This window comes from Corallincola holothuriorum, from assembly GCF_003336225.1.
Taxonomy (GTDB): Bacteria; Pseudomonadota; Gammaproteobacteria; order Enterobacterales; family Neiellaceae; genus Corallincola; species Corallincola holothuriorum.
Window position 1 is genome coordinate 87,447 of record NZ_QPID01000006.1, and the last position, 11,142, is coordinate 98,588.

General features: G+C 42.4%; 7 protein-coding genes and 1 pseudogene. 7 read left to right on the forward strand and 1 reads right to left on the reverse strand.

The annotated features are described in order from the left end of the window. Window positions 1-1,212 carry a glycosyltransferase family 4 protein gene (locus tag DU002_RS11110; RefSeq protein WP_114338462.1) on the forward strand — a complete coding sequence of 404 codons (1,212 nt, stop codon included), beginning with the start codon at window positions 1-3 and terminating at the stop codon, window positions 1,210-1,212. A gap of 18 nt (window positions 1,213-1,230) precedes the next feature. Further along, a complete protein-coding gene (locus tag DU002_RS11115) occupies window positions 1,231-2,406 on the forward strand; it encodes a glycosyltransferase family 2 protein (RefSeq protein WP_114338463.1) in 1,176 nt (391 codons plus the stop codon). A 256-nt stretch (window positions 2,407-2,662) separates the two neighbouring features. Here the strand turns inward: DU002_RS11115 and DU002_RS11120 are convergent. After that, window positions 2,663-3,574 (reverse strand): annotated as a pseudogene (locus DU002_RS11120) (IS5 family transposase). A 687-nt stretch (window positions 3,575-4,261) separates the two neighbouring features. Between DU002_RS11120 and DU002_RS11125 the strand changes: the two are divergent. From DU002_RS11125 to DU002_RS11145, 5 genes are all read left to right on the forward strand, one after another. Continuing rightward, on the forward strand, window positions 4,262-5,356 hold the full coding sequence (locus DU002_RS11125) for an acyltransferase family protein (protein WP_114338464.1): 1,095 nt from the start codon (window positions 4,262-4,264) through the stop codon (window positions 5,354-5,356). Between the two features lie 156 nt (window positions 5,357-5,512). Then, window positions 5,513-7,585: a sialidase family protein gene (locus DU002_RS11130; RefSeq protein WP_114338465.1), complete on the forward strand. Its 2,073-nt coding sequence runs from the start codon at window positions 5,513-5,515 to the stop codon at window positions 7,583-7,585. Window positions 7,586-7,938: 353 nt separating this feature from the next. Next, the gene (locus DU002_RS11135; protein WP_114338466.1) at window positions 7,939-9,339 is read left to right on the forward strand and encodes an undecaprenyl-phosphate glucose phosphotransferase; all 1,401 of its coding nucleotides are present in this window, start codon (window positions 7,939-7,941) and stop codon (window positions 9,337-9,339) included. Window positions 9,340-9,349: 10 nt separating this feature from the next. Continuing rightward, window positions 9,350-10,555, forward strand: coding sequence for an outer membrane beta-barrel protein (locus DU002_RS11140; protein ID WP_158538034.1), 1,206 nt, complete (start codon window positions 9,350-9,352; stop codon window positions 10,553-10,555). A 23-nt stretch (window positions 10,556-10,578) separates the two neighbouring features. Continuing rightward, entirely contained in the window at window positions 10,579-11,124 is a 546-nt protein-coding gene (locus tag DU002_RS11145) for a polysaccharide biosynthesis/export family protein (protein WP_233496478.1), read from the forward strand. Window positions 11,125-11,142 lie beyond the last annotated feature (18 nt).

The following is an 11,142-nucleotide window of genomic DNA, read 5'->3' on the forward strand; positions in this document are numbered from 1 at the left end:
ATGAAAATAACATATTTTGTTAACCAATACCCGAAGGTTAGCCATAGCTTCATTCGCCGAGAGATTTTAGCATTAGAGCAGGCTGGTGTATGTGTGCATCGAGTTTCAATACGAGGATGGGATGCCGACGTTGTCGACCCGTTAGATAAGGAAGAAAAGGGAAAGACTTCCTATGTATTACAAGGGGGAATAAAAAGTCTCCTCGGCTTAGCTTGTTCAGCACTCTTCAATAGTCCTCGGGCGTTTTTCAAGGCACTAAGTTCTGCGCTTAAAATGAGCCGTATGTCCGAGCGAAATGCGCTTTATCATATCATTTATCTCTTAGAGGCGTGTAAGTTAAAGCAACTGTGTGAAAATGAGGGAAGTGAGCATATCCATGCTCATTTTGGAACGAACTCGACAGAAATTGCAATGTTGTGCCACCTTCTTGGAGGCCCGGGTTATAGCTTTACTGTGCATGGTCCTGAAGAGTTCGATAAACCTCAGGGGCTTCATCTGAAAGAAAAGGTTGCTCACTCAAAATTTGTTGCGGCGATAAGCAGTTTTGGTCGGTCGCAGCTGTATCGTTGGTGCGATTATGCTGATTGGGACAAAATAAAGGTTGTTCATTGTGGATTAGATGCGGATTTTTTTGGTGCAGTTGATAAAACTCAAGTGCTTGGTGGGCAGAAGCAATTGCTATGTATCGGGCGTTTATGTGAGCAAAAAGGGCAGTTACTCCTGATTGAAGGGGTAAAGAAGGCTCGCGATTCCGGCGCTGATATTCGTTTAGTACTTGCGGGTGACGGCGAAATGCGAAACGAAGTTGAAGCCTTGGTAGAGCGCTTAGAGTTAAGTGAATATGTATCAATTACCGGTTGGATAAGCTCATCTAAGGTGCAATCTCTGCTCAGGGAATCTGACGCCATGATACTTCCAAGTTTTGGCGAAGGGTTACCTGTAGCAATAATGGAGGCTTTAGCCACTAAAACTCCAGTGATTACAACGTATATTGCTGGCATTCCTGAATTGATTGAGCACCGGGAAACTGGTTGGTTATGTGCCGCAGGCGATCCTGATGCTATTGCCGAAAGTATTATTGACTTTGCTGCGACACCGACGGAGCTGGTTAATGAAATTACTGAGAAAGCATTTTTGGCAGTCAAATCGAGACACTGTATTGATACTGAAGCAAAGAAACTCGCCTTATATTTTTCTGAAAGCCTTAGCTAAGGCAAAGAGAGAGCAGCAATGAGTCTCGAAATCCTGTTGTCGACGCTACTATTTATCGTTATTGGGCTCCCATGCTTATATTTATCTATAGAGTACTTTTTTGGGATTGGCACGTTCGGTAAGCGAACGATCGTATCTGGCGAGCGCAAAGAATGTGTCATTTTAATCCCTGCCCATAATGAAGAATCGATTATTGGAGAGACTTTGGGCGCCTTGATGTCAGAGATCTCTGAACATGATCGAGTTGTCGTTGTCGCTGATAATTGTACCGATAATACGGCTGAAATTTGTAGATCGTTTGCGGTCGAGGTGTTAGAGCGGACTTCTGATACGAATAAGGGGAAGGGGTTCGCGTTAGATTTTGGAATGCAGTACATCGCTGATAGTCCACCAGCTACCGTAGTAATTTTTGATGCTGATTGCCAGTTTCAGGCTGGTTCTTTTAAAGAGCTTGTCATGGTCAGTCAGTCAGAGCAGAGTGCAGTGCAATCTCTCTACCTAATGAAAGCGCCTGATGATGCACCGTTAAAAGTTCGTCTGGCGGAATTTGCCTGGCGGGTAAAGAACCAAGTGCGACCTGGGGGAATGAGAAGATTTGGTTTGGGGTGCCAGTTACAAGGATCCGGTATGGCCTTTCCATGGGAGCTCCTGTCAAAGGTATCATTGGCGAGTGGCAGTATTGTTGAGGATCTTGAACTTGGCTTGAAGCTTTCTGAACAGGGTGACCTGGTGCGGTACGAACCCACTGCGATAGTTGAAAGTTACTTTCCCTGTTCCGACGAGGCTCTTGAGACTCAACGGACGCGCTGGGAACATGGTCACTTAGCATCGATATTCGATCTTGTTCCACGGTTTCTTCGAGCATTCGCGACGGGTAAGTTTAAAGCGAGCTTAATGATGTTGGATGCAATGATACCGCCCACTGTACTTTGGATCTTTATATCAACGCTGTGTTTTTTATCGTCACTAATGATGTTTCTCGTCGATTTCATGCCAGCTGTTTTTGTTGTGTTGAGTGTTCCTTACTTTGCGTTGGTTCTTTCGCTGATGTTGGTTTGGTGGTTTCGTGGAAGGGACTGTATATCTCTGAAAGATATTGGCGGGATTTTAATTTTTGTAATGGGGAAGTTTTCTCTTTATAAAAAAATATCAGCTACTAAAGACAAAAAGTGGATAAAGACAGAACGTGACTAATAATTATACTTTCTTATAGAAAAGAGAGTTGGTAAAACAAAGGATATGTTTTGGTTAGTTATGGAATAACTCTACTATTTCTGGTGTTCTCAATATTATTTATTGTTGCAGATTATTTTGATTTCGCCTCCTCAGTAGGAGGCGCACTTTTCCTTTTCTCTATTTCTAGATATGATTTTTTAAATTTACTCTTCCAAAGCGGCCTTGTTGATCAAATCAGCCTCTAGGCCGCCCAGCCCCATGGGCTTTCCCAGGGTTAGTTGATGACCTGACGAACAGGCATACCTAGCCCTACCACTTTGTTCATGACTTTCACACCCGCCAGCGCCTCGCCGACTTGAGCGTTGTAGTCCCTCAAGCTCAGCTTGGGCTAATTAGTTGCTTGTAGCGGTACATCGCGGTTTCCGACAAGGAGCGTTGGTGTTAGTCATTCTCTTTCTTCCACTGCTTAGCGTGTCATTTCTATGTGCTTTAACGGCCTCGTTTCTTGGGTGGTCTTCCTCCCAATAGCCCGCATTTCTTCGCGGCGGGATAGTCAGCTTACAACCTTTGCGTTTAAGCAGTTTTTGGCAGGCTTTAGTGTCGTAGGCACCGTCTGCCGACATTTGTTTAATTGTGCGTCTTAACGGGTTGACCAGATTCGGTAACACCTCACTATCGGCAATATTGACCAAACTGACCTCAGCGGCGATCACTCATGCGTCGCGGTATCAACCGCCAAGTGAAGCTTACGCCAGATTCGGCGTTTTTCCTTGCCATGCTTACGTATCTTCCACTGCCTTCGCCATATACCTTCAGACGTGGCATCGACAACCAAGTGGGCTACCGCACCACGACAAGGGTTCCAATACTTGATATCAACGGTCTTGGTGCGCTTGCTAATGCAGCTATAACCGGGAGAGGATAAAGGCACATCCATTAGGTTAAACACCGAATTGATAAACCCTTCAAGTGCCCGCAAGGGAAGATTAAACAGCCCCTTGAGCATTAACGCCGTCTCGATGGCCGTGTCGCTAAGCTGAAAACCTCGTTCCCGGCCACCATGATGTTCAGTACAGCAGCATTGATGAATGGCGTGTTCATCTATCCAAAACGTGAGAGAGCCTCGATTAACCAAGGCTTTGTTGTATTGAGACCAATTGGTGGTTCTACGCGTATTCTTTTTCATGTTTCGCCAGAGCCTGTGACATGCTTGCAGGATCTGATCGCAACAGTTGTGGAAAGTTCAGATATTTAGGCAACAACTCCTTCCAAAGCTTGAAGCTGATTTCGTTAGTTTTATCAGCTTGGAAAATTTCGGTTTTTTAAATGTTTATTCCAAATTTTTTTCAGATTAATTTTCCCAACGTGTCTTTCCTTATTTTGCTTTATATATGTTGTATTAAGTTTTAATTATTTATTTTTTCTTTATTAAAGGAAGTGCTGTTTTATCAATTGTTTTGATGGGTGAGAATTTTCAGGTTTTTCTTTTCGAAAGCCGGTATGTATTTTTCGGTTTAGGCTTGTTGTTTTTCTATTTTATCATGTTAGTATTAATTTGGTGTTTTGATGATTTATAAATCCTGTTTCGATCACCATCTCTGATGTCACAAATTTTTCTGGCGCATAGACTGCTGTAGGTTCTTCTAATAATAAAAGCTTGTAACGATGTTGCTAATTACTTTGATTAGTTTTCAAGATGGAATTGTTTTGGAAAAATTGATGCATGATTCTGCGCCCTAGTTGAGTGCATTATTTACTATAGTTTCGGTGTTGTTGTTTCTTATATGTTGTAAGCGTTGAAGTATTGCTTTAAGAATGGCTCTGGATTTAGTTTGTCGGTAATGACTCATATTTTAAAAAAATATGGTTTTTTATGGATAGTTATAAAAGCAGCAGAATTGAATGGATAGACCTAGCTAAAGGAGTGTGCATACTTCTTGTTGTCTTTCACCATGTCACGATTACTTCTTATATTTCCCAGGATATTCTCCTTTCAGATTTTGGAATGTTTTTTTTAAGAGTGCATGAAGCGATTGGTCGTTATTTATCTCCACTTAGAATGCCGATATTCTTTACTTTGTCAGGTTTTTTGGCTTATAAGGCAGTAGTTAGAAATCAATGGAAAGATGTTTTTATTAATAAAATATGCTTGTTAATATATCTCTTCATTCTTTGGGGCACGATACAGTGGTCACTAGTTTCACTGCTGCATATGTATTTTTCTTCTAGTATGGATTTTTCTCAGTCTAATAACTCTCTGTATAGTACTAGTTTAAAAGGCTTTGCCGTGTCGATGATTAAGGGGTCTAGTAGCCTTTGGTATCTTTATGCATTGGCGGTTTATTTTACATTGACTAAATTGTTGTGTAAGCAGCCTCAAATTGCTATGGTTATTATGTTGGCTATGCATTTGGTTGGGTGGCTCTTTGTTGGAGAGTGGCCTTCTCGAAGTATTTTGATGAATGGTATATATTTTTCTTTTGGTTGTTTTTTTGGAACCCGTATTTTTCATTTTTTTAATAGTATTAGCTTGAATACAGTTGTTCTTGTTTCTATTCCATTTGTCTTGGTTTTTATAACAAAAATTTTTGGTGTGACGGTTCCCCTTTTTGAAAGCATGTTATTTGTTTTTTTTGGTGCTGTATTTTTTTCATTACTTCAGCGTAAGCTGCCATTAGGTTTGTTGGGATGGATTGGACGTAATACACTTCAAATATACGTGCTACATAGAATTTTTATAGAAGTTGCTCTTATTTGTTTGCTTCCTTCGTTTGCGAGTGAAAATAGTCCGCTTCAAGGTTTTTCTGCAACATGGTGGGCGTGCTTATACCCTACGTTAATGTCCATCATTATAGTGTTGTCATCTTTGCTTGTTTGGAGCATCACAAATAGGGGGGCGGGTAGATTACTTTATAATTTGCCTAAGAGTTTTTTTAAGATCTCCCCGAGACAAAGTTGCAAGGTGTAACTGTTCGATTTTTTTCAGGTTTATCGCCGAATGACTGTGACTAACTGAACTAGTATTTTGAATTGTTGCACATTTTATTGAAGTGGTAATTATTTGATGATGACTTAGTTATGGCTAGGTATTCCGGTTTCATCCTCTACGGATAAGGGTATTCACATGAAAATCCAATTGTTGCATGTGGTGTTGGCCGCTGTTTTTTGCTTGTCCAGTGTGCAATATGCTCAGGGAGCAGAACTTGGCTGTCCTGATTGGAGTAATTACTCGCCTTGGTCCGGAGGGGGGGCGTATCCTCAGCTTATTACGAATGATAAATTCGTCTTTTTAACTTCTGATGTGGCCGGACTTTGGAGGGCAGGCGGTGATGATGTCAGATGGACAGCAATTAATAATGGACTCGATAACCTCCATATTGCCGCTTTAGTGATCGACCCTTTTGATGAAAGCAGGCTGTATGCCAGCACGGCCAAAGGTATTTTTTATTCGTCAGATGCCGGAGAAACTTGGCAAAGTTATAGCGAATTCGCGAAAGGTCTAAGATTTAAACGTTGGAGTAACGTTAAGCCGTTATCAGTACACCCTTCAGACAGTAGGCAGCTTTTTGTTGGCGATCTATTAGGTGATGTTTACCTACTATCTGATGACAGTCATGTCGTAATTGGTAGTACCCCCACTAATAAACCGGCGACAGCAGTTGTTCCATTGGGAGATGGTAGCCGTGTTTTAGTTGGAACAACAGAAACCACTACTATTTATACGGTCTCTGAACAGGTTTGGAGTATCGAGTCATCTGACTCTTTCGGAACTATAGATACAAGTTCATCCCAGCATAAAGGAAAAATAGCTACCGCACTTATTGGCGGGACTGTACTGAGTTTAAGTTTTGATAATGGGGCAAGTTGGGAACGCATTTCTATTGCAGATAGCCTCCCTTCCGGTGCTACTGCACACAGAGTTTCTTTAACATACGATACCAATGGTAAGCTGACTATTTTCGTAGCTTGGTATCGGGATTGGCGTTCTGGAATAATCTTGAGTACTGACTCCGGTGGGTCGTGGAGCAATCCGGTCAGAAAACGTAATTTTTCGTCATCTAACCCAACTAGGGCATGGAAAAGCGGTAGCTTCGATCAGATCATGTCTGTTTTTATCGTCCCTAATTCCCCTGAAACTGTATTTTTAACAACTTATTGGGGGCACTGGAAAAGTACTGATGGTGGGAAAAATTGGGTAGAAGACTTTATTACAGGCGCAGCAAATACTGCGGGTTCAGCGTTGGTCTATACCTCTAAAGGTGATCTCTTAACAGGTTCTATGGATGTTGGCTTGATTAAATATTCGCCTAGCCCAGCTTCCCATTCATCTCTATTTCCCCAAGCTGGCTCCAGCTATATTGATAGCCTCTTTATGGGTACATGGGATGTTGCGGGTCATGTTTGGAGCATTGTTAGTCAGGGTGAACGAATCGTCGCTGCTAGCAGTCCGTGGTCTGGTGATGCAAACCAAATAATTGTCAGTGAAAATTATGGTGGAAACTGGAGCGTTGTTACGTCTGGGTTACCTGAGTCCTATTCCACTGAAAACACCGTTTGGGAAAAGGGGTATGCAAGAGCTTTAGTGGCAGACCCGTTTAACTCAGAGCGACTATACCTCGCTATTGATGGGGCCGGTGTTTTTGTCTCTAATGATGGAGGCTATCATTGGCATGAAACCTCTGGTCAGCCTTCAAGCTTGAAAGTGTATAATGGCCTTGTTGCTGATCCTAATAATCAGGGATATCTTTATTTAGCATCGCCAGGAACAGGTGTTTACGTATCTAAGGACGGAGGGCAGAGCTGGTTTATTACCGGTTTAAGGGGTAAAGCAATATATGACTTGGAGATGGATGTAAATGGCCGCCTTTATGCTGCAACTCAGGGAGCTCGCCCGGAGCTATACGTCAAAGATGGATTAGGGAAGCCTTGGCGTCTTTTGCGGGCTTTTGATAATTCAGGAACTGTTGAAGCAATAGCTATAGATCCCAATAATTCGAAGATTATAGCTGTTGGAACAAACGGTTGGAGTAGTGAAAATATTGGCGAAGTTTATCTGTCTCGCGACGGCGGAAAAAATTGGATAAAAGTGGAGGGAGAGTTTGGTGTGGGTGTTGCGGATTTAGCGTTTTCTCCTTGCTCTGATGTCTTGAGTGCTTTGCAATATGCTGGTGGAGTGATACACATCCCGCTGCCATGAGCTGAGTCTGTTTGTTATCTAATGATGCGGTTTGTGTCGAGTAAAAAGTTGCGTTGAGCTTGCCTGATTAACTAGTTCTGGATTCAATAAGCTAGAGGAGTTGCACTTTTTTGGTGCGAATTCTCTGGCTTTTCTAGTTTTTATAGTGTAATTCTCTTTCTCGAAAAGGTTGCTCATCTTATTAACTAATTGATTATATTTGGGTATTCTCCTGAGTGGTGGTAGTGGCATTAATTTTGCTGAAACTGTTATAAAAAGGTTGCAAATGTGACATAGATCCTGAAAATATACCTTTGGCAGATTCGAGCGAAGTAAAGTCGTGTCACTAACATTAATCATAAGGGAGCAGGTCGATGGCTAGGGAAGGTTTTATCCGGTCTCATCAGAATCAGTTTTCGACGCTATACCGTTTCTTTGATGTGTTTATCATCATCGGTAGCTTTTTGCTGACTTGTCATTCGCTGAATCTTGAAGTCAGCTCGACGTTCATTCTGATGGCCGTTGTTGCGGCCATTAGCTTCATGCTTACAGCGGAGAGCATGGAGCTGTACCGTTCTTGGCGTTTTTCTACCGGCGCCGAGTTACTAGGTACGGTGAGCCTGAGTTGGGGAATTGTCGCTTTTGCTGGTTTGATTTGTCTGTTCCTCTTTGAAGAGAAAATAGGCATGTCCCGAAAGAGTTTTTTGGCTTGGATTATTTTTTGCTGGGTACTCTTGTGTGTGTGGCGGTTATGGTATCGCCAAATTCTCTTCTTTATGCGGGAACAAGGTCACAATACCCGCACTGTCGCCATTATTGGTATGACAGAGTCAGGCTTGGAACTTGCTAAACAAATCGAGTCGAATCCGCAGCAGGGGATTCGCCTTAAAGGTATTTTTGACGACCGCGACATGGATAGATTTTCCTCATACGATCGTTCGCGAATTATCGGCAATATCGAAGATGCTATTGGCATGGCTCGTCGCAATGAAATTGACCTTTTGTATATCGCCATGCCATTGAAAGCGGAAGATCGGATCTTTCAAATATTGGAGCGCTGTGGTGATACCACGGTAGATGTTCACATAATACCTAATTTATTTATTTACAAGATGCTACATGCTCGTTGGCATAGCGTAGGAGATGTACAGACGTTAAGTGTTTTTGATTCACCACTTAACGGTTTTCCTTCTTGGCTTAAGCGCGTTGAAGATCTTGTTCTCGGCTCTTTGATCTTAACCTTGATTGCCATTCCTATGATGGTCATCGCCTTAGCGATAAAACTCACGTCAAAGGGGCCTGTATTCTTTAAACAGGATCGCTATGGTATCGATGGTACTCCTATCCGTGTTTGGAAATTTCGCTCCATGCGGGTTATGGACAATGGCGGTGTAGTTAAACAGGCTACCAAAGATGATCCCCGTATAACCAAGCTTGGATCTTTTCTTCGCAAGACATCCTTAGATGAGTTACCGCAGTTTATCAATGTATTACAGGGTTCTATGTCTATCGTGGGACCACGTCCCCATGCAGTCGCTCATAACGAAGAATATCGTTCACTGATTTCTGGTTACATGCTTCGTCACAAAGTGAAGCCAGGTATTACAGGGTTAGCTCAGATTAGTGGCTTCCGTGGTGAGACGGATACATTGGAGAAGATGGAAAAGCGGGTTGAATTTGACCTCAATTATATTCGCCAGTGGACAGTTTGGCTGGATATTAAAATTGTATTTTTAACGATTTTCAAAGGATTTGTGGGCAGTAATGCGTATTAAGGGAACCTTTATGTTGAACTTTAAGATCAAAACAACGTTAACGACTGCCGTTGTCTTCTGTAGTTTTTCCTCTGCGGTTTGTAGTGCCGAGTTTGATCCTGCGCCATACAAAATGGAGTCGGGCCTTACGTTGACCCCAGTGTTAGAAACTTCCGTGGGCTATGATGACAATGTTGCGAATAGCAATGTTGACGAAATAGATAGTATGTATACGGAGATAGCCCCCCATGCTGTCCTCGCTGGTGGAAGTGATATTTCCAATGCATCGTTAAAATATGGCTTTGATAAAGCGTGGTATTTTGATTCAAGTGATGACGACTATTTTGATCATACAGTGCTGGCCAAGTTACATCATGAGTTTACTGCTAAATATAGAGTAGATGTGACGGGAGGCTATCAAAGAGCCCATGACGCCCGAGGAACAGGTATTTCCGAAGGTAATGAAGGGTTGTTCGATGATGTTACTGAGTATGATTATTATCGTGCAGGAGCAACGCTCGGAATGGGTGCCTATTCGTCAGATTTGAGATTCGATCTCCGTAGTCGATATGAAAAGAAAGAGTATAGTAACTTCCGGGATGTCACAAAATATCGTGATTACGACTCGATTGAGGTTGGCGCTACTACGTACTGGTCCGTCATGCCTAAAACCGATTTAACGTTTGATGTTTCTTATGAAGATATTGAGTACGATACATTAGATCTTAGTGCTATTTCCAGAGACAGTGAAGTTCTGACAGCTTTAATGGGATTAAAGTGGGATATTACTGGGAAGACTGATGGTCGCGCACGAATAGGTTGGCAAAACAAAGACTTCGAAGATGGTGACCGCGAAAACTTTGATGATGTTTCGTGGGACGTTGAGCTATCTTGGCAGCCCAAAGCTCATACCGTCTTTACATTTGTTACAGGACGAGATTCCAAAGACCCTGATACATTTGGTGACTATATTAAGCAAACAAATGTCGAGGGGATATGGCAGCATAAATGGTTAGAGCGTTTGAGTTCTGAGCTGAGTGTTCGATATGTTGATGAATCGTATACGGGTGTTGACCGTGACGATGAATACTGGGAAGCGGCTATTGGGGCTGTTTATGATTTTCGCCGCTGGTTGCGTTTTAAAGCCGAATACGTTTGGAGTGATAAGGATTCCAACGTAGACGAGGTTACTTACAATAAGAATCTATTCCTAGTGTCAGTGCAAGCATCGTTATAAGCACAACCGAATGAGGTTAACCTGTGAAGCTCAGCTTAACAATATGTATTAGATACGTGATCGCGTTGCTTTTGTGTTGCGCTTCTCTCTCTCTGTCTGCAGCCGAAGCGCCAAGCGATTATCGCCTAGGTGCTGGTGATGCTATTCGGATTCACGTTTTTGGTGAAGATGAACTTTCAGTTGAAACGACCCTTGGTAAAGATGGGATTATTTCTTACCCTTATTTAGGGAAAATTGTTGCTGGAAATAAAACGACGGCCGAGCTTCAGGCCTACATATCGGAAGGCCTTAAGGGTGATTACCTTATAAATCCAAGTGTGTTGGTTAATATTGTTACCTACCGGCCATTCTATATCTATGGTGAAGTAAAGAGGCCTGGGGGGTACCCATATCAACCTGGTTTAACACTTGAAAAGGCTGTTGCGATTGCTGGTGGTTTTACCGAGAGAGCTTCGACGAGTAAGTTCACGCTTTCTAACACTAATTCAGGGAAGGAAAAATTGACCGCGAATCTTTCTACAGAGATTCATCCGGGAGATACGATCCTGGTGAAAGATAGTTTCTTCTAAGAGAGATATATAAAGGAC

Coding starts and splice junctions, on each gene's coding strand:
- DU002_RS11140 (WP_158538034.1), top strand. CDS start 9,350: ATGTTGAACTTTAAGATCAAAACAACGTTAACGACTGCCGTTGTCTTC.
- DU002_RS11125 (WP_114338464.1), top strand. CDS start 4,262: ATGGATAGTTATAAAAGCAGCAGAATTGAATGGATAGACCTAGCTAAA.
- DU002_RS11115 (WP_114338463.1), top strand. CDS start 1,231: ATGAGTCTCGAAATCCTGTTGTCGACGCTACTATTTATCGTTATTGGG.
- DU002_RS11130 (WP_114338465.1), top strand. CDS start 5,513: ATGAAAATCCAATTGTTGCATGTGGTGTTGGCCGCTGTTTTTTGCTTG.
- DU002_RS11135 (WP_114338466.1), top strand. CDS start 7,939: ATGGCTAGGGAAGGTTTTATCCGGTCTCATCAGAATCAGTTTTCGACG.
- DU002_RS11110 (WP_114338462.1), top strand. CDS start 1: ATGAAAATAACATATTTTGTTAACCAATACCCGAAGGTTAGCCATAGC.